The following is a 17378-nucleotide window of genomic DNA, read 5'->3' on the forward strand; positions in this document are numbered from 1 at the left end:
GGTATGCAATTTGTTACAGAGTGGATTAGAAATATTATCGTTTTTTTACTCTTAGCGACAATGCTTCATCTTATTCTTCCAAATTCAAATTTGCAAAAGTACGTTAAATTCGTTGTAAGTCTATTATTAGTTGTTTTAATCTTAACGCCTCTTTTTAAACTACTGCAAACAGATGTGAATGAAGTAATCGCAAATTTTAATGAAGAGAAGTACGTAGCAGAAGGATCTGTAAAAAATTCAATAGATTCGAAGAAAAAAGAAATACAAGCTCTAACACGTGCATATAGTTTAGAAGAGATGGCTACCAAAATGAAAAAAGAAGTAGGAAAAGAATTCGAGAAAAAGTATGGTATGACAGTCTCTGAAATACAAATAGTCGCAGCGGAAAGTACAGCGGAAGTAAAGTCAGCAAAAGATATTCAAACTGTTGTTGTGACGTTGAAAGAAAAAGAACGTAGTAAAAATGATGCAATCGAAACAGTAAAACCAGTTGAAATTAACACGAAGGAACCTCCGAAAAAAGTAGAAGAAACGAATGTGGAAATGAAAGATTTCTTTTCAAGCAGATGGCAACTAGAGAATAAACAAATCCAAGTTCAAATGGAAGGGAGGACAGGTAGAGTAAATGGACAATAAAGATAAAAATTCGAAGTTCTCATTTTTTCGAAACTTATTGAATGGGGATGAAAAAGAAAGCAATGAGAAGGGAAAAAAGATAACACCTAAGTTTTTACTTGTCCTACTCATACTTGGGATTTTGCTTATGTTTTCTAGTAGTCTTTTTTCAAGTAAAAAAGAAGAAGTACCTGTATTTAAAGAACAAAAAACGCAAAACCAAGAAAAAGACGTACCAACTTTTGGACAAAAAAATAATGATAGTATGTCAAATGTAGAAAAGTATGAAAAAGCGTATGAACAAGAATTAAAAGCAGCTTTAGAAGAAATAGCGGGAGTAAAAAATGTAACGATTACAGTAAATTTAGATTCATCTGAAGAAAAAATATTAGAAAAAAATACAGTGAAACGTTCACAAACAACAGGTGAAACAGATAAAACAGGCGGTCAGAGGAAAGTAGAAGATGAGTCCCTTGATGAAAAGACCGTCATTATACGTGAAGGGGATAAAGAAACTCCCGTTGTTTTACGAACAGAGAAACCGAAAGTGCGAGGTGTTCTTGTCGTAGCAAAGGGAGTGGATAATATACAAGTTAAAGCGATGGTAAAAGAAGCTGTCATACGGCTGCTAGATGTACCAGCCCATCGCGTTTCAGTTTCACCGAAAAATTGATAGGGAGGAAATAAAGTGTTAAAAAAACAAACGGTTTGGCTATTAACGATGTTAAGTTTAGTTGTTGTACTATCTGTTTATTACGTAACAACTCCTGACAAAATGAATACAGCATCGCCGGCAACAGGTGAAAAGATTGGACAAGAAAAACAAGGTACTGACAAAGCAGTAACAAATGAAGCACCTAAAGAAACGCCAAAAAAAGAAAATACAAGCAAGGAAACATCAAATAAAGAAACAAATAAAGAAACAGACAAAAAAGAGAGTGCTAACAAAGAAACAAGTAAAAAAGATGCTAACGTAACGGTTCAATCAAGTGATGAAAATTTCACAGCGTTACGTATGCAAATGGAAGATCAGCTAAGTGAACAAAAATCAAGATTACAAGAAGTGATGAATTCAGCAAAATCTTCAGCAACAGAAAAGAGTAAAGCGAAAGATAATTTTGATGCAATTACTACAATGGAAACGAAGCAAGAATTACTTGAGACAGTGATTAAGTCTCAAGGAGGATATAAAGATGCCCTTGTAAGAGCTGATGGAACTGACATTAAAGTAACTGTGAAAGCAGCAAAGCATTCACAAAAAGAAGCGAATAAAATTATACAGCTTGTAAGAAGTGAAGGCGGATCAAAAGATGTAGGTGTGAAATTTGATCCACCAACAAAATAAAAACTAATAATCCGCGGGGGAATTCCTCGCGGATTATTAGTTTTTACGAATCGGATTGTTTGAAAATAGTTATAGAAAAAAAGCTATCATTTTCGATAGCTTTTTTCTGTTTCGTCTTTGTAGTTGTTTTTATTATGTTCAACTCGGAACGGAGAAATACGCTGTGAGTAAAAGATTAGCGGTTCATGGTAATGATGATTACTTTTTCCGGATTTGACGTGGATGAAGAGAACGAATGCCCAGACCATTACGGCAGGTAAGAAGAGAATGAGCCATATCATATGTCCACACCTCGATACGATATATTTTCTACACTTTGAACATACTATTCTTATATGAAGGAATGATGAACGGTGTGTAAACAAAAAAATAATATTTGGTAAAAATATGTTGTTGACTATAGATGAGGTGAAGAGTGGAGCGGTAATGATTTGTTTATTGTGTAGCATTGTGAAAAAAGTAAGGAATGTTTTTTTAGAAGTGGTCTTGCCAATTTTGTGTGAAACTTGGTATTATTACTAGGTAATAAATTTTTATTGGAATAATATTTTTACAGGAGTTTCGATTTATTATAAAGAAATATAAATTGGAATGTTTAAAAAATTTATCGTAAGATGGAAATAGCAATTATTTCTATTAGTAAATGAAATGCATTTTCTAATAGAGTACATCGTATTTTTACAGTCAATCTAGTTTTAGTGACGATAATCTGTAAAAACGGGACAAACAAGAGTATGGGAGTGGATTTTACATGTTTAAAATTCAAGAAGTTCGTGAATTAATTAAATTAATTGATAGCTCTAATATTGATGAATTTGAATACAAAAAAGATGGTACGACAATCAAAATGAAAAAGCGTGGTAATGAAGTTGTTGCGGTGCAAGCACCTGTAGCAAAACAAGTCGTGCAACCAGTAGCACCTGTTGAAGTTGAAACAACAGTAGCGGCAGCACAAGTGGAAGTACCAAAACAAGAAGAGCAAAAAGTGGTTCAAAATGAAAACCTACATAAAATTACATCACCGATGGTAGGTACATTCTATTCTTCATCTTCGCCTGATACACCTGCATATGTAAGTGTAGGAGACAGAGTATCAAAAGATTCTATCGTATGCATTGTTGAGGCTATGAAGTTATTTAATGAAATCGATGCAGATGTAGATGGGGAAATTGTTGAGATTCTTGTTAATAATGGACAGCTTGTTGAGTATGGACAACCGCTATTTCTTGTAAAAGCGTAATAAGGGAGTCTTTGTGATGATAAAAAAAGTATTAATAGCCAATCGTGGGGAAATTGCTGTACGAATTATTCGTGCTTGTAAAGAAATGGATATTGAAACAGTCGCAATTTATTCAGAAGCAGATAAAGAGTCACTTCACGTACAAATTGCTGATGAGGCGTATTGTGTAGGACCAACGATTTCGAAAGAAAGCTATTTAAATTTGACGAACATTATTAGTGTTGCGAAGTTAACAGGCTGCGATGCTATTCATCCAGGATACGGATTTTTAGCAGAGAATGCAGATTTTGCAGAGCTATGCCGTGAATGTAACTTGATTTTTATCGGTCCAAGTCCAGAAGCTATTTCAAAGATGGGCACAAAAGACGTTGCTCGTGATACAATGAAAGAAGCAGGGGTTCCGATTGTACCAGGTTCACAAGGGATTATTAAAAATACCGAAGAAGCGATCGAGCTTGCTAATCAAATTGGATATCCAGTTATTATTAAAGCAACTGCAGGTGGCGGCGGAAAAGGTATTCGTGTTGCACGCCATGAAGAAGAGCTTGTAAAAGGAATTCAAATTACACAGCAAGAAGCTAGTACCGCTTTTGGGAACCCTGGTGTATACTTAGAAAAGTACGTTGAAGATTTCCGCCATGTTGAGATTCAAATAATGGCAGATACACATGGAAATGCCATTCATTTAGGAGAGCGTGATTGTACAATTCAGCGCCGCTTGCAAAAACTACTAGAAGAAAGTCCATCACCTGCACTTGATGAAAATGTTCGCAAGCAGATGGGTGATGCGGCAGTTAAAGCGGCGGTAGCGGTTGATTATACAGGTGCTGGTACGGTTGAGTTTATTTATGAATATAGAACGAAAAGCTTTTATTTCATGGAGATGAATACGAGAATTCAAGTTGAGCATCCAGTTACTGAAATGGTAACAGGGATGGATTTAATTAAAGAACAAATTCGTGTTGCTTCTGGAGAAAAGTTATCGTTACAGCAAGAAGAAGTACAATTTAATGGTTGGGCAATTGAATGCCGAATTAATGCGGAAAACCCTGCCAAAAAATTTATGCCATCCCCAGGTAAAGTAGAAATGTACTTGCCACCAGGCGGATTTGGTATTCGCGTCGATTCAGCTGTATATCCGGGATATTCAATCCCACCTTTCTATGATTCGATGGTTGCTAAATTAATTGTTCACGGAAAAACACGTGAAGAGGCAATTGCAAAAATGAAGCGTGCACTCAGTGAGTTTGTCATTGAAGGCGTACATACAACAATCCCGTTCCATTTGCAATTGCTAGATCATCCTGATTTTGTAAAAGGTGAGTTTAATACGAAGTTTTTGGAAGAGCATGAACTTGTGACGCAGTGATACATTAAAGGAGGTTTTTTTTCATGGCTGAACATATGTTAGATATGGGTCAAGATACAACTCTTGGTAAAGTAGAAATTGCACCAGAAGTAATTGAAGTAATCGCAGGTATTGCAGCTGCTGAAGTAGAAGGTGTAGCGGCAATGCGTGGTAATTTTGCTACAGATGTTGTTGAGAAGTTAGGTAAGAAAAATCATGGTAAAGGTGTAAAGGTTGAATTAGCAAACGAAGATATTATCGTTGACCTTTATGTTGTAATGTATTTTGGCGTAGCAATTCCAGTTGTTGCACAAAAGATTCAAGACAACATTCGCCAGGCACTCTTTACAATGACAGGGCTTGAGCCAAAAGAAGTGAATGTTCACATCGTTGGCGTAACATTCGAAACACAAAAAACAGAAATTGAACCAGTGTAAGAATGAAAAAGGTGCCTAGTAACATAGGCATCTTTTTTATCGTTTCATTTCTTCACAAATTAAAACCCTCTAATTATTATACTATTTCAAAAAATGAGAAATAAAAAAGAAGATGTTTCGTTTTTCCAAAAAACGTACATTGTGATAAGATATGGAACTTGAAGTTAATCTTTTTATTATTTTTCAGCCTTGTAACCCGTGTATGAAACGATAAATTGTGTTATTATCATTGTATTATAAGGTTGGAAAATCAATGAAAACTGTAAGAGTAAGTGAATTGACGGCTTATAAATTATAATAATATAACAAAGCATAAGGAAAGACTTGAAGCATAAAGGAGAGTTACAATGAAACGTAGGACGGCTAGAGAAAGAGCTATGCAAGCATTATACCAAATGGATATTACAGGTGAATTAGAACCGAAAGTAGCGGTGGAAAACACGCTAGATGAAGGTGAAGAAACAAATGATTTTCTAGAATCACTTGTAGTAGGTTTTGTAGAAAATAAAGAAGTAATTGATGAAGCGATTCGTCAAAACTTAAAAAAATGGAAGCTGGAGCGTATTAGTATTGTTGATCGCAGTATTTTACGTGTAGCTGTGTATGAAATGAAATACATGGAAGAAATTCCACACAACGTAACAATTAACGAAGCGATTGAAATTGCTAAAACATTTGGGGATGAGGAATCTCGTCGTTTTATTAACGGCGTTTTATCTAATATAAAAGATACACTGTAATTTCTTTAAGGGGGAATCTTAAAATGGTAGCAGTAATCATCAAAGGAAATGAAGTTGCGGAGAAAAAACGAGCACAATTAACAGAAGAAGTTGTGAAGTTGAAAGAGCAAGGGATTGAACCAGGATTAGCAGTTATTCTAGTTGGAGAAGATCCAGCATCTCGTTCTTATGTAAAAGGAAAAGAAAAGGGCTGTGAACAAGTAGGAATCTATTCAGAGCTAATTGAACTTCCTGAAACAATTACTGAGGAGCGTTTGCTTGCTGAAATCGATCGCTTAAATGGCGATGACCGTATTAATGGCATTTTAGTGCAATTACCTTTACCAAAACATATTGAAGAAAAAGCTATCATTGAAAGAATTTCACCAGAAAAAGATGTAGATGGATTTCACCCAATCAGCGTGGGACGTATGATGACGGGACAAGATACATTCCTTCCATGTACACCGCACGGTATCGTAGAATTAGTAAAAGAAACAAATCTTGATATCTCAGGAAAACATGTTGTAGTAATTGGAAGAAGTAATATTGTCGGCAAGCCAGTGGGGCAATTGTTCTTAAATGAAAATGCAACTGTCACATATTGTCATTCTAAAACGCAAAATATGAAAGAGTTAACGAAGTTAGCTGATATTTTAATCGTAGCTGTTGGACGACCTAAAATGGTAACAGCTGATTATATTAAAGAAGGAGCGGTTGTAATCGACGTTGGTGTGAACCGTTTAGAAACAGGTAAACTTTGTGGTGATGTTGACTTTGACAACGTGTTAGATGTTGCAGGGTACATTACACCTGTGCCAAAGGGTGTTGGTCCAATGACGATCACAATGCTTCTTCATAATACTGTTGAATCTGCTAAGCGTGCAGGTGTCGTTTGTAAATAATTTGAGTCGGCTATGAGGAGAGAGAAATGGAAAAACAATATTTAACCGTTACAGCGTTAACACGCTATATAAAAACAAAAATAGAATATGATCCGCATTTGCAGTCTGTTTGGTTAAAAGGTGAAATTTCCAACTTTAAAAATCATAGTCGTGGCCACATGTACTTTACATTGAAAGATGAAAATGCAAGAATCGCAGCGGTTATGTTTGCGGGTCATAATCGTAATATTAAATTCAGACCTGAAAATGGGATGAAGGTACTTGTGAAAGGGAAAATTTCCGTTTACGAGGCGAGTGGTTCTTATCAAATTTATATTCAAGACATGCAGCCTGACGGAGTCGGAAACCTGCATTTAGCTTACGAACAATTAAAGGTTCGTTTAGAGGAAGAAGGTTTGTTTTCTCAAGTTTATAAAAAAACAATTCCTCCTTATGCTAAAACAATAGGTGTGATTACGTCGCCAACAGGGGCAGCGATTCGTGATGTTATAACAACGATTAAACGTCGTTATCCAATTGGAAATGTTATTGTGTTTCCGGTACTTGTACAGGGGGAGTCAGCAGCTCCCTCAATTGTACAAGCGATTCGTACAGCGAATGAAATGGGAGAGATAGATGTCCTAATCGTTGGGCGAGGGGGAGGCTCTATTGAAGAGTTATGGGCTTTCAATGAAGAAATGGTAGCAAGGGCAATCTTTAAGAGTGAGATCCCTATTATTTCGGCAGTAGGCCATGAAACGGACTTTACAATTGCGGATTTTGTTGCCGATTTACGTGCGCCAACACCGACTGCAGCAGCTGAGCTGGCAGCGCCTAACATTATAGAGTTACAAGAAAAGGTATTACAAAGAACTCTAAGATTGCAAAGAGCAATGAGAGAGTTAGTACATAAAAAAGAAGAAAAACTACAAGTATTGCAAAAATCTTATGCGTTCCGTTATCCAAGACAAGTATATGAGCAAAAAGAAGAGCAATTAGATAGAGCGTTAGAACAGCTTGTTTTAGCGAAAGAGCGCTATATTGATAAAAAGGTAAATCAGTTAAAACAGCTTTCATTTTATTTAGAGAAGCACCACCCAGCTCAAAAAATTATGCAAACGAAGGTAGCGGTTGAAACATTGCAAAAGCAATTGCAACGTGAAATGCAAACATTACTTCAAACGAAAGAATTTGCCTTTGTAAGAGCTGCTCAAAAACTTGAAGCGTTAAGTCCGCTTAAAGTAATGATGAGAGGGTACGGGCTTGTATATGATGAAGAGAAGCAAGTGTTAAAAAGTGTGAAAGATGTCAGCCTTGGAGATGCTGTTTCAGTTCAATTACAAGATGGAATACTAGATTGTAGCGTATCAGGCATAGAGGAGCGTGAATTGAATAATGGAAAATAAATTAAGCTTTGAAGAGGCAATTTCGCAACTTGAGCACCTCGTTTCTAAGCTAGAGCAAGGTGACGTACCTTTAGAAGAAGCAATTTCTTATTTTAAAGAGGGTATGGAATTATCTAAGCTTTGTGATGAGAAGTTGAAGAACGTACAAGAACAAATGGCAGTTATTCTTGGGGAAGATGGAGAGCTTGAACCGTTTACTGCTTTAGGAGATGAAGCATAGTGACTATTGCTTTTGATACTTTTTTGAAAGAAAGTAAAACTTTCGTAGAAGAGAAGCTTGTAAGCTATGCAAATGAATTACAATGTCCAAATGTACTTCGTGAAGCGATGGCATATTCTTTGGAAGCGGGTGGAAAGCGTCTCCGCCCGTTACTTTTATTTGCGACATTACAAGCGTTTGGTAAAGAAAGAAATCTTGGAATAGGTGCAGCTTGTGCTCTTGAAATGATACATACATACTCGTTAGTTCATGATGATTTACCTTGTATGGATGATGATGATTTAAGAAGAGGTAAGCCCACAAATCATAAAGTATTTGGTGAAGCGATGGCAGTTTTAGCAGGCGATGGTTTGTTGACGTATGCTTTTCAAGTTATTATGGCATATGAACAAAAGGAAATCTCTGCTGAAAAAAAAGTAAGACTTGTACTTGAGCTTGCAAAAGCGGCAGGACCAGAAGGAATGGTTGGCGGACAAGTGGCAGATATGGAAGCTGAAGGGAAACAGCTTACGATTGATGAGTTGGAGTATATTCATAAGCATAAGACTGGGAAACTACTTGAATTCGCTGTACTTGCAGGATCGATACTTTCTGATGCCACAGAAGAACAAGAAGAAAAGTTACTTGCGTTTGCAAAATATATCGGCCTAGCTTTCCAAATTCGAGATGATATTTTAGATGTGGAAGGAACCGAAGAAGAGATTGGAAAACCGATTGGTAGTGATGTTTCCAACGAAAAGAGCACATATACGACGTTATTTACTGTAGATAGAGCGAAGGATATTTTAGAAGAAACAATTGCAAAAGCAAAAGGTGCTATTGGTTCCTTGCAATTACAAGATGAATATTTACTATCTATTTGCGATTTGATTGCAAAACGTAATAACTAATATAACAGCGTTTCCATTTGTTGAGTCATTCATCATTTTATGATATAAATGTAGGAAAAGGTTTTTCTTTTCTTGTTATTGGCAAAAATATATGTAGATTACATTGCCGTTATCACTTCGTGTTAGCGGCTATTTTTTTCATCGCCTAAAGAAATATGGTTTATAATAGGATTAGGGCGCAATAGACTGGTTAATTGCAGGACAAGGTGAAAAATAAAAAAAGATAATTTCTTGTTTTGTGTAAATGTTTTTTATAATATTTGACATGTTGACAGATTATGAAATGAAAGTGAGTGATCCATGTGGATCTAACGCAAATTCAAAACCCTAGTTTTTTGAAAGATATGTCTATCGGTGAACTAGAGGGATTGAGTGAGGATATTCGTAAGTTTTTAATTGAAGAGCTCTCTCAAACAGGTGGACATATTGCACCTAATTTAGGTGTAGTAGAACTCACAATTGCTCTGCATAAATTATTTGATAGTCCGAAAGATAAATTTTTATGGGACGTAGGACATCAATCCTATGTACATAAAATTTTAACAGGACGTGCAAAGGAATTCGGTACATTAAGGCAATATCAAGGTCTATGTGGTTTCCCAAAACGTTGCGAGAGTGAGCATGATGTATGGGAAACTGGCCATAGCTCAACATCATTATCTGCTGCAATGGGAATGGCTCTAGCACGTGATTTAAAGAAAACGAAAGAATATGTTATACCAATCATTGGAGATGGTGCTCTAACCGGCGGAATGGCTTTAGAGGCATTGAACCATATTGGACATGAAAAAACAGACATGATTGTTATTTTGAATGATAATGAAATGTCAATTGCACCAAACGTTGGTGCGCTTCATAATGTACTTGGACGTCTACGTACCGCAGGGAAATACCATTGGGTAAAAGATGAACTAGAGTATATGTTAAAGAAAATCCCAGCAGTCGGTGGGAAAGTTGCTGCGACAGCAGAGAAAATAAAAGATAGTCTTAAATATTTACTAGTATCCGGTGTCTTTTTCGAAGAATTAGGCTTTACATATTTAGGTCCAGTTGATGGGCACGATTATGAAAAGTTATTCGAAACGTTGCAATATGCAAAGAAAACAAAAGGCCCAGTGCTTGTTCATGTTATTACGAAAAAAGGAAAAGGTTATAAACCAGCTGAGAGTGATGTTATTGGAACTTGGCATGGAACAGGACCTTATAAAATTGAATCAGGTGACTTCGTTAAACCGAAAGAAGTTGCACCAGCATGGAGTGCTGTTGTTAGTGATACAGTACTTAAGCTAGCGAGAACGGATGAGCGTATCGTTGCAATTACACCTGCAATGCCTGTTGGATCGAAACTTGAGAAATTCCAAAAAGAATTCCCGGATCGTATGATTGATGTAGGTATTGCAGAACAGCATGCTACAACAATGGCGGCGGGTATGGCAACGCAAGGAATGAAGCCATTCTTAGCGATTTATTCAACATTTTTACAAAGAGCATATGATCAAGTTGTTCATGATATATGTCGCCAAAATTTAAATGTCTTCATCGGAATCGATCGCTCTGGTTTAGTAGGAGCAGATGGTGAAACGCATCAAGGTGTATTTGACATCTCATTCTTACGTCATTTGCCGAATATGGTACTTATGATGCCGAAAGATGAAAATGAAGGGCAACATTTAGTATATACGGCGATGCAATATGAAGATGGACCAATCGCATTACGTTATGCGCGTGGTAATGGACTTGGTGTTCATATGGATGAAGAACTAAAGGCGATTCCAATCGGTACTTGGGAAACGTTAAAAGAAGGTACACAAGCGGCTATTTTAACATTTGGTACGACAATACCAATGGCAATGGAAGCAGCTGAGTGTCTTGAAAAGGCTGGAGTTTCAGTGAAAGTAGTGAACGCTCGCTTTATTAAACCGATGGATGAAGCATATTTACATGATCTCTTAGGGAAAAATATACCGATTTTAACGATTGAAGAAGCTTGCTTAATTGGTGGTTTTGGAACGGGAGTAGTTGAATTTGCATCTGAGAACGGGTACCATAGTGCGTTAATTGAACGAATGGGTATTCCAGACCGTTTCATAGAGCACGGTAGTGTAACAAAATTATTAGAAGAAATTGGTTTAACGACAGATGCTGTTGTAGACCGTATTCATACAATGATTCCATCAAAACAAAAAAGGGCGTAACAAATGAGTGCAAAAAAAGAAAGAGTAGATGTACTATTAGTAGAGCGAGGACTTATAGAAACACGTGAGAAAGCAAAACGCGCCGTTATGGCCGGACTTGTATATGCGAATGAGATGAGACTTGATAAGCCAGGAGAGAAGATCCCACAAGATACAGAGATTACGGTGAAGGGACAAGTTATGCCGTATGTAAGCCGTGGTGGTTATAAACTTGAAAAGGCATTGGAGACATTTCACCTGGATTTACAAGATAAAGTTATGATAGATATTGGTTCATCAACTGGTGGCTTTACAGATTGTGCGCTTCAAAACGGAGCGAAATTATCTTATGCATTAGATGTAGGATACAATCAACTTGCGTGGAAATTGCGTCAAGATGAGCGTGTTGTCGTAATGGAACGGACAAACTTCCGTTACGTGACACCAGCAGACTTAGAACGTGGTTTACCGCAATTTGCTAGTATCGATGTTTCATTTATATCATTAAAGCTTATACTGCCGGTTTTAAAAACAATGCTTATGCCTAATGGGGATGTAGCAGCGTTAATTAAACCACAGTTTGAAGCTGGAAGAGAGCAAGTTGGGAAAAAAGGTATCGTTCGTGATCGAAAAGTACATGAGGCTGTCGTAGAAATGATTGTCGACTTTGCTATAAAAGAAGGATACGACGTAGAAGGTTTAACATTCTCACCAATTACGGGCGGGGATGGTAATATTGAATTTTTAATTCATCTGAAATGGCATGGTGAACGTGAGAATGGCGAAAATCATTCTCCAGTTTCTGTTGAGCAAGTAGTTACAGAGGCGCATGATATCCTAAAACAAAAAGGAAAAGGGGAATAACATATGTTGTTCCTCTTTTTGTTGTAATTGTATAATGATTGTAAAAACAATTGTGTACAAGCAACGAATAATAAGTTAACATAAATAAGTGAAGTATACCAATGTTTAAACTATGGTAAGAGATAGTGTGAGGTGCAAATGTATGAATAAAGGTCAGCGCCATATTAAAATCAGGGAAATTATTGCGAACAAAGAAATTGAAACACAAGATGAATTAGTTGATATTTTACGTAATGAGGGATTTAATGTAACGCAAGCAACAGTATCGCGCGATATTAAAGAACTGCACTTAGTGAAAGTGCCATTACATGATGGGCGCTATAAATATAGCTTGCCAGCAGATCAACGATTTAACCCGTTACAAAAATTAAAACGCAATCTAGTGGATTCATTTGTAAAATTAGACACGGCAGGACATATGCTTGTGCTAAAAACATTGCCTGGTAACGCTCATTCACTTGGAGCACTTATTGATCATTTAGAGTGGGATGAGATCATCGGAACCATCTGTGGTGATGATACTTGCTTAATTATTTGCCGTACACCTGAAGATACAGGTGTTGTCTCTGATCGTTTCTTAAATATGTTGTAAAAAAAAATCTTGTTTGCTTTCCTCTGTAAAGTGGAAAGTGAACAGGATTTTTTTATTGGTTAAAAATGTGAATCCTTAATTGTAATATAATATTTTCTTTGAATAAAATTAGAAAATAGGTGGATTGACCCGTAAAACGAATGTTTGGTACAATGGAGCGGTTAGAAAAGTAATTTATACATACAAACATATAGTTTGACTATTTGAATGAAGAACTGAGAAAAGCCCTTAATAGGGGATTAGTTTATAACGAGGTGAATGGGGCATTGTTATCGGAATTATCGATTAGAAACTTTGCTATTATTGAGGCATTAAATATTTCTTTTCAAAAAGGGTTAACGGTTTTAAGTGGTGAAACAGGGGCCGGAAAATCGATTATTATTGATGCGATTAGTTTACTTGTAGGTGGCCGTGGTTCAGCGGAATTTGTTCGATACGGAACAGAAAAAGCTGAGATAGAAGGGCTATTTTATGTAGAAGATGATAAGCATCCGTGTATTGAAAAGGCAGAAGAGTTGGATATAGAAATAGAAGACGGCATGATTATTTTGAAGCGTGATATCGCTGCAAACGGAAAAAGTGTATGTCGTGTAAATGGGAAACTGGTCACCCTTAGTATATTAAAGGAAATTGGAAAAACACTTGTTGATATTCATGGGCAGCACGAAACACAAGATTTAATGAATGAAGAGCGTCATATGTTTATGCTTGATCATTTTGATGGAGATCGCATTGTTAAACAATTGGGTATATATCAAAATGTATACGCTGACTATGAGAAATTAAAAAAACAGTTAAAATCGTTAAGTGAAAATGAACAACAAATGGCGCATCGCTTAGATTTAATTCAATTCCAGCATGAAGAAATCAGTAAGGCGGATTTAAAGATGGATGAAGAAATTGAATTAACTGAAGAACGATTGCAAATTTCTAATTTCGAAAAAATTTACAAAGCATTAGGCGATGCATATCGCTCATTAAGCGCTGACGGACAAGGGTTAGATAATGTACGAAGCGCAATGGGACAAATGGAGAGTATTACACATTTAGATGAAGTTTATCAAGAAAATCATGATTCAATTGCAAATAGCTACTACTTATTAGAAGAAGTTGCATATCAACTTAGAGAAAAGCTCGATATGATGGAATATGATCCGAAGCGTTTAGACGAAATTGAAACGCGTTTAAATGAAATTCGTATGCTAAAGAGAAAATATGGAAATACTGTAGAAGAGATTTTAGCGTATGCTGATAAAATTGAACAAGAAATTTTTACGATTGAAAATAAAGACGTTCATATTGAAACGACGAAGAAGCAATTAAAGGAATTAGAAAGTGTTATTCTGCAAGAAGCAACGTCGTTAAGTAATATGCGTCATGAGCTTGCAGAGCATCTTACAAATGCCATTCATCAGGAATTAAAAGAATTATATATGGAGAAAACAAAATTTGAAGTGAGAATCATGAAGAGAGAAGGAAATGCTGAAGAGCCTCTTGTTGAGGGTGCCCCGGTAAGACTTACGGCGGATGGCTACGATCATGTGGAATTTTATATTTCAACAAATCCAGGTGAGCCGCTAAAACCACTTTCAAAGGTCGCTTCTGGCGGAGAGTTATCTCGTATTATTTTAGCTTTAAAAAGCATTTTTTCTAAGCATCAAGGTGTTGCATCTGTTATTTTTGATGAAGTGGATACTGGTGTAAGTGGTCGGGTTGCACAGGCTATTGCGGAAAAAATTTATCGAGTATCAGTAAACTCGCAAGTACTTTGTATTACGCACTTACCTCAAGTAGCTTCAATGGCGGATTCACATTTATTTATTCGAAAACAAGTAGCGAATGATCGGACAATTACATCAGTTACCGTTTTAACTATGGAGGATAAAGTAACAGAAATAGCTCGAATGATTTCTGGTGTGGAAATTACAGATTTAACGACAGAACATGCGAAAGAATTACTTACGCAAGCGCATCATTTTAAACAGACAGCAGAGGCTATCCAGTAATGGATAGCTTTTTTTCTCAAATAATGATTTCTTAATTCTTCCGGTTATAAATAAAGCACTGCAAGGAGAGATTAAAAAGTGAAGCCAAGAGGCTGAATGTGGGGTAGGAGCGAGGAGAGTGAACAAATTGAGATTAGAAAGATTTCGCAAAATAATAGGTCTTTGTCTCCTTGTTTCTTTAGTTTTTATTGGGTGTTTTAAACCGCTTCGGACGTTTATTTCATCCCCGAAGCAACTTGTTGTTTTTGAAGGGCAACAATCAGAAATAGCTTCATTACCAGTTTTTCACGCTTCATCTACAGATCGTCATGTGTTTACAGTAAGTTCCAATGAACAAAAACAAGGACTTATGGTAAATCCTCATCAAAATGGTGAAGCAGATATGGTGTTTCAGCTTGCTGGTTTTCCAGTGAAAAAAGTAAATGTGAAAGTATTGAAAGATTTTAAAGTTATTCCAGGTGGACAATCAATTGGTGTGAAGTTAAATACAAAAGGGGTACTTGTTGTAGGCCATCATTTAATTCAAACTGAAAAAGGGAAAGTATCTCCTGGTGAAACAGCTGGTGTGCAAATTGGAGATATGATTACTGAAATTAATGGTAAAACAATTGAAAGAATGAGTGATGTAGCACCATTTATTCATAATAGTGGTGAGACAGGTGAACCGCTTAATCTTGTTTTGTTAAGAGATGGAAAACATATCCGCACTAAGTTAACACCACAAAAAGACAGTGGAGAATCGTCTTATCGTATTGGTTTATATATTCGTGATTCGGCAGCTGGAATCGGAACAATGACATTTGTTCATCCTGATTCTATGAAATATGGGGCACTTGGTCATGTCATTTCTGATAACGATACGAAAAAGCCGATTCAAGTCGAAGATGGACAAATTATGCGTTCGACAGTTACATCAATTGAAAGAGGTAGTCATGGGAATCCAGGAGAGAAATTAGCGAGGTTCTCACCAGATCGTGAAGTGATTGGTAATATTACAATAAATAGTCCATTTGGTATATTCGGGAAATTGAATACAAATATACCAAATGGCGTAATGGATAAAGCGATGCCTATTGCACTATCTCATCAAGTAAAAGAGGGACCGGCAAAAATATTAACAGTTATTGATAAAGATAAAGTGGAAGCGTTTGATATTGAAGTTGTAAGTACAGTACCGCAAAAGTTTCCAGCTACAAAAGGCATGGTAATAAAAGTAACAGACAAACGTTTATTAGCGAAAACGGGTGGTATCGTACAAGGCATGAGCGGAAGTCCAATTGTACAAAACGGGAAAGTAATTGGTGCTGTTACACATGTATTTGTAAATGATCCAACGTCAGGATATGGTGTTCATATTGAATGGATGTTACATGAGGCTGGAATTAACATTTATGAACAAGAAAGAAAAGCGAGCTAATTATTAATTAGCTCGCTTTTCTTTTGAAAAATTCGTTGAAATTTTGTAAAAGCTCCGCAAGAGGTGTTTTTTGTTGTAAAATAAAAGAAAAGGGTTGAACGTTTCGTTGTATTTCTATGATGGAATGTGTTGCGAAAGGGAATAAATGAACGATAAACATATTTTTTTGTGATTTTATCGGAAAGTAACAAACTTTAAAAGGGAATTTTCACACAATTGTCGAACAATTCATGTAGCCTAGAAGGATACACATGTCGGAGAATCGATTCGGTAAGGGAGGAAAAGCTGTGGAGAAAATTAAAGTCTGTCTTGTAGATGATAATAAAGAATTAGTATCAATGCTAGAGAGTTACGTAGCTGCTCAAGATGATATGGAAGTAATCGGTACTGCTTATAATGGTCAAGAGTGTTTAAATTTATTAAATGATAAGCAGCCGGATGTACTTGTTTTAGACATTATTATGCCACATTTAGATGGTTTAGCTGTACTAGAGAAAATGCGAAATATTGAAAGGCTAAGACAGCCTAGCGTAATTATGTTGACAGCATTTGGACAAGAAGATGTGACGACAAAAGCTGTTGACTTAGGTGCTTCATATTTCATATTAAAACCATTTGATATGGAGAATTTAACGAGTCATATTCGTCAAGTGAGCGGTAAGGCGAACGCTACCATTAAACGTCCACTTCCATCTTTCCGTTCAGCAACTACAATAGATGGAAAACCGAAAAACTTAGACGCGAGCATTACGAGTATCATTCATGAAATCGGTGTGCCTGCTCATATTAAAGGGTATATGTACTTAAGGGAAGCAATCTCTATGGTGTACAATGATATCGAATTACTTGGATCTATTACGAAAGTATTGTATCCAGATATCGCGAAGAAATATAATACAACAGCAAGCCGCGTCGAGCGTGCAATCCGTCACGCAATTGAAGTAGCATGGAGTCGTGGGAATATTGATTCTATTTCGTCCTTATTCGGTTATACAGTATCCATGTCAAAAGCAAAACCTACGAATTCCGAGTTCATCGCAATGGTTGCGGATAAGCTGAGACTTGAACATAAGGCTAGCTGAGAGTAAAGATAGTAAGGGATTTAAGTTTTAGTAAAGCTTAATCATTCTTTAAATTTATACTCGATATTAAATGTAAAACCAATGAACTTTTTATTTAATGACCAATGAATTTTAGAATTCGTTGGTCTTTTTATTTTAT

The 17378-nt window shown here is 36.3% G+C and carries 18 protein-coding genes; 17 read left to right on the forward strand and 1 reads right to left on the reverse strand.

Annotated features, from left to right (window positions below):
- Window positions 1-3: 3 nt before the first annotated feature.
- Genes spoIIIAF through ACSG5Z_RS11590 form a run of 3 tightly spaced genes read left to right on the forward strand, consistent with a single transcriptional unit; the run spans window position 4 to window position 1960 of the window.
- Entirely contained in the window at window positions 4-636 is a 633-nt protein-coding gene (gene spoIIIAF / locus ACSG5Z_RS11580; RefSeq protein ID WP_001161039.1) for a stage III sporulation protein AF, read from the forward strand.
- Window positions 626-1288, forward strand: a complete 663-nt coding sequence (spoIIIAG, locus tag ACSG5Z_RS11585; protein WP_435711475.1) for a stage III sporulation protein AG — start codon at window positions 626-628, stop codon at window positions 1286-1288. Before spoIIIAF ends, spoIIIAG begins: the two co-directional genes overlap by 11 nt.
- A gap of 15 nt (window positions 1289-1303) precedes the next feature.
- On the forward strand, window positions 1304-1960 hold the full coding sequence (locus ACSG5Z_RS11590) for a SpoIIIAH-like family protein (RefSeq protein ID WP_087985166.1): 657 nt from the start codon (window positions 1304-1306) through the stop codon (window positions 1958-1960).
- A gap of 86 nt (window positions 1961-2046) precedes the next feature.
- Here the strand turns inward: ACSG5Z_RS11590 and ACSG5Z_RS11595 are convergent, their stop codons facing one another.
- Complete coding sequence (locus tag ACSG5Z_RS11595; RefSeq protein ID WP_002107729.1) at window positions 2047-2241, reverse strand: hypothetical protein; 195 nt, start codon at window positions 2239-2241, stop codon at window positions 2047-2049.
- Between the two features lie 470 nt (window positions 2242-2711).
- Here ACSG5Z_RS11595 and accB point away from each other — a divergent pair, with 470 nt between their 5' ends.
- The 14 genes from accB to spo0A all read left to right on the forward strand — a co-directional run bounded on the left by accB (window position 2712) and on the right by spo0A (window position 17239).
- On the forward strand, window positions 2712-3200 hold the full coding sequence (accB, locus tag ACSG5Z_RS11600) for an acetyl-CoA carboxylase biotin carboxyl carrier protein (protein WP_000472875.1): 489 nt from the start codon (window positions 2712-2714) through the stop codon (window positions 3198-3200).
- A gap of 16 nt (window positions 3201-3216) precedes the next feature.
- Window positions 3217-4569, forward strand: coding sequence for an acetyl-CoA carboxylase biotin carboxylase subunit (gene accC, locus ACSG5Z_RS11605; RefSeq protein ID WP_000592872.1), 1353 nt, complete (start codon window positions 3217-3219; stop codon window positions 4567-4569).
- A gap of 23 nt (window positions 4570-4592) precedes the next feature.
- Window positions 4593-4985: an Asp23/Gls24 family envelope stress response protein gene (locus ACSG5Z_RS11610; protein WP_000807630.1), complete on the forward strand. Its 393-nt coding sequence runs from the start codon at window positions 4593-4595 to the stop codon at window positions 4983-4985.
- A gap of 347 nt (window positions 4986-5332) precedes the next feature.
- A complete protein-coding gene (nusB, locus tag ACSG5Z_RS11615) occupies window positions 5333-5725 on the forward strand; it encodes a N utilization substance protein NusB (protein ID WP_000830244.1) in 393 nt (130 codons plus the stop codon).
- Between the two features lie 23 nt (window positions 5726-5748).
- Window positions 5749-6609 carry a bifunctional methylenetetrahydrofolate dehydrogenase/methenyltetrahydrofolate cyclohydrolase FolD gene (gene folD / locus ACSG5Z_RS11620; protein ID WP_088064388.1) on the forward strand — a complete coding sequence of 287 codons (861 nt, stop codon included), beginning with the start codon at window positions 5749-5751 and terminating at the stop codon, window positions 6607-6609.
- A 26-nt stretch (window positions 6610-6635) separates the two neighbouring features.
- Entirely contained in the window at window positions 6636-7994 is a 1359-nt protein-coding gene (xseA, locus tag ACSG5Z_RS11625) for an exodeoxyribonuclease VII large subunit (protein WP_000415269.1), read from the forward strand.
- Entirely contained in the window at window positions 7984-8214 is a 231-nt protein-coding gene (xseB, locus tag ACSG5Z_RS11630) for an exodeoxyribonuclease VII small subunit (protein ID WP_000428423.1), read from the forward strand. Before xseA ends, xseB begins: the two co-directional genes overlap by 11 nt.
- Entirely contained in the window at window positions 8214-9104 is an 891-nt protein-coding gene (ispA, locus tag ACSG5Z_RS11635; protein ID WP_000150365.1) for a (2E,6E)-farnesyl diphosphate synthase, read from the forward strand. Before xseB ends, ispA begins: the two co-directional genes overlap by 1 nt.
- Before the next feature lie 302 nt (window positions 9105-9406).
- Window positions 9407-11299: a 1-deoxy-D-xylulose-5-phosphate synthase gene (gene dxs, locus ACSG5Z_RS11640; RefSeq protein ID WP_435711476.1), complete on the forward strand. Its 1893-nt coding sequence runs from the start codon at window positions 9407-9409 to the stop codon at window positions 11297-11299.
- A gap of 3 nt (window positions 11300-11302) precedes the next feature.
- Entirely contained in the window at window positions 11303-12142 is an 840-nt protein-coding gene (locus tag ACSG5Z_RS11645; RefSeq protein WP_088064387.1) for a TlyA family RNA methyltransferase, read from the forward strand.
- Window positions 12143-12284: 142 nt separating this feature from the next.
- Window positions 12285-12734, forward strand: a complete 450-nt coding sequence (argR, locus tag ACSG5Z_RS11650) for an arginine repressor ArgR (RefSeq protein WP_001032581.1) — start codon at window positions 12285-12287, stop codon at window positions 12732-12734.
- A 266-nt stretch (window positions 12735-13000) separates the two neighbouring features.
- Window positions 13001-14740 carry a DNA repair protein RecN gene (gene recN / locus ACSG5Z_RS11655; RefSeq protein ID WP_000947743.1) on the forward strand — a complete coding sequence of 580 codons (1740 nt, stop codon included), beginning with the start codon at window positions 13001-13003 and terminating at the stop codon, window positions 14738-14740.
- A gap of 118 nt (window positions 14741-14858) precedes the next feature.
- Window positions 14859-16157, forward strand: a complete 1299-nt coding sequence (gene spoIVB / locus ACSG5Z_RS11660; RefSeq protein WP_048546381.1) for a SpoIVB peptidase — start codon at window positions 14859-14861, stop codon at window positions 16155-16157.
- A 287-nt stretch (window positions 16158-16444) separates the two neighbouring features.
- Window positions 16445-17239 (forward strand): sporulation transcription factor Spo0A, encoded by a 795-nt coding sequence (gene spo0A, locus ACSG5Z_RS11665; RefSeq protein ID WP_033658812.1) that lies wholly within the window; start codon window positions 16445-16447, stop codon window positions 17237-17239.
- Window positions 17240-17378 lie beyond the last annotated feature (139 nt).

It is taken from the genome of Bacillus pretiosus (genome assembly GCF_051294775.1).
GTDB lineage: Bacteria > Bacillota > Bacilli > Bacillales > Bacillaceae_G > Bacillus_A > Bacillus_A wiedmannii.

Coding starts and splice junctions, on each gene's coding strand:
- spoIIIAF (WP_001161039.1), top strand. CDS start 4: ATGCAATTTGTTACAGAGTGGATTAGAAATATTATCGTTTTTTTACTC.
- spoIIIAG (WP_435711475.1), top strand. CDS start 626: ATGGACAATAAAGATAAAAATTCGAAGTTCTCATTTTTTCGAAACTTA.
- ACSG5Z_RS11595 (WP_002107729.1), bottom strand. CDS start 2,241: ATGATATGGCTCATTCTCTTCTTACCTGCCGTAATGGTCTGGGCATTC.
- accB (WP_000472875.1), top strand. CDS start 2,712: ATGTTTAAAATTCAAGAAGTTCGTGAATTAATTAAATTAATTGATAGC.
- accC (WP_000592872.1), top strand. CDS start 3,217: ATGATAAAAAAAGTATTAATAGCCAATCGTGGGGAAATTGCTGTACGA.
- ACSG5Z_RS11610 (WP_000807630.1), top strand. CDS start 4,593: ATGGCTGAACATATGTTAGATATGGGTCAAGATACAACTCTTGGTAAA.
- nusB (WP_000830244.1), top strand. CDS start 5,333: ATGAAACGTAGGACGGCTAGAGAAAGAGCTATGCAAGCATTATACCAA.
- folD (WP_088064388.1), top strand. CDS start 5,749: ATGGTAGCAGTAATCATCAAAGGAAATGAAGTTGCGGAGAAAAAACGA.
- xseA (WP_000415269.1), top strand. CDS start 6,636: ATGGAAAAACAATATTTAACCGTTACAGCGTTAACACGCTATATAAAA.
- xseB (WP_000428423.1), top strand. CDS start 7,984: ATGGAAAATAAATTAAGCTTTGAAGAGGCAATTTCGCAACTTGAGCAC.
- ACSG5Z_RS11645 (WP_088064387.1), top strand. CDS start 11,303: ATGAGTGCAAAAAAAGAAAGAGTAGATGTACTATTAGTAGAGCGAGGA.
- argR (WP_001032581.1), top strand. CDS start 12,285: ATGAATAAAGGTCAGCGCCATATTAAAATCAGGGAAATTATTGCGAAC.